Origin of the sequence: Streptomyces sp. NPDC059534 (assembly GCF_042743475.1) — a bacterium.
In the GTDB taxonomy this organism is placed as follows: domain Bacteria; phylum Actinomycetota; class Actinomycetes; order Streptomycetales; family Streptomycetaceae; genus Streptomyces.
In genome coordinates this window covers 1-1,404 of sequence record NZ_JBHWAQ010000145.1, presented here as the reverse complement: position 1 = coordinate 1,404, position 1,404 = coordinate 1, and the positions used below count along the sequence as shown (strand labels likewise).

The 1,404-nt window shown below is 67.3% G+C and carries 1 protein-coding gene; it reads left to right on the top strand.

What is annotated here, in order from left to right:
- Window positions 1-53 precede the first annotated feature (53 nt).
- Window positions 54-1,238, top strand: a complete 1,185-nt coding sequence (locus tag ACFVZH_RS40395) for an IS701 family transposase (protein WP_384905639.1) — start codon at window positions 54-56, stop codon at window positions 1,236-1,238.
- Window positions 1,239-1,404 lie beyond the last annotated feature (166 nt).

Sequence of the window (1,404 nt, the reverse complement as noted above, 5' to 3'; positions counted from 1 at the left end):
TACTGCAACGGTCCTTGTCGTGATGGTTGGGCAGGTGAGTCGTTGTTCTGTCCATGGGTGGGGTATTGGTTGATGCCCGTTCGTGGGCGGGTGAGTTGAAGGCTCTGCATGAGCGGTTCGTGCACCGTTTTGCCAGGTCGGAGCCGCGTGAGTCGGCGCTTGCGTATATGCGGGGGTTGATCGCTCCGCTGGAGCGGAAGAACGGCTGGACGCTGGCGGAGGAGGCCGGGCATGCGGGTCCGGACCGGATCCACCGGCTGCTGAACCGGATCGACTGGGATGCGGAGGAGGTCCTGGACGATGTTCGCGAGTATGTCGTGGAGCATCTCGGCGACCCGGAGGCGGTGCTGATCGTGGACGACACCGGTTTCCTGAAGAAGGGTGTGAGGTCGGCCGGGGTTCAGCGGCAGTACTCGGGAACGGCGGGGCGGACGGAGAACTCGCAGGTCGGGGTCTTCCTCGCCTATGCGGCTCCGTTGGGACGGACGCTGATCGACCGCCGTCTCTACCTGCCCGCCTCATGGACGGACGATCGTGAACGGTGCCGGCGGGCCGGCATCGACGACGCGGTCGGCTTCGAGACGAAGGTCGCGATGGCCAGGGCGATGGTCCGCCGGGCGATCGAGGAGAAGATCCCGTTCGGGTGGGTGACCGCGGACGCCGGCTACGGCTACTCGAAAAGCTGGCGGACCGAGCTGGAACGGGCGGATGTCTTCCATGTCATGGCCACCACCCGGCACGACACCGTCGTCACCCGCTGGGCCATGGACCATCCCGTCCAGGACCTGTTCCACGACCTGCCACGGCAGAAGTGGAAACGCCGCTCGTGCGGCAACGGGGCCCACGGGCCACGGGTCTTCGACTGGGCGAGGGTCGAGGTCCGCCCCTGGCACCGGGAAGACCGGCGGCACTGGGTGATCGCCCGCCGCAGCGTGAGCCGGCCCGGGGAAGTCTCCTACTACATCGCCTACTGCCCCGCCGACACCACCCTCGACCAGCTGATCCGCGTCGCCGGCGCCCGCTGGGCCGTCGAGGAATGCTTCCAGACCGCCAAGCAGGAATGCGGGCTCGACGACTACCAGGTCCGCCGCTATCCCGGCTGGCACCGCCACATGACCCTGGCCATGGCCGCCCACGCCTGCCTCACCGTCCTGCGAGCCCGCGAACTCGATACAGAGAAAGCAGAAACGGATCCTCCGGCCTCGTCCCCCTCAGCCTCCCCGAGCTCAGACGCCTGATCCACCGCCTCACCCACCGCCAACCCGCACCCATCGACCACGTCCTGCACTGGTCCCACTGGCGACGCAGACGCCAACACCAAGCCCGCGTCAGCCACCACAAACGACGCGGCCACACACCACCCGAACCTGCCCAACCGTCACGACAAGGACCGTTGCAGTACTA

What these genes read in the sequence shown, in the direction of transcription:
- ACFVZH_RS40395 (WP_384905639.1), top strand. Translation starts at nt 54, where the DNA reads ATGGGTGGGGTATTGGTTGATGCCCGTTCGTGGGCGGGTGAGTTGAAG.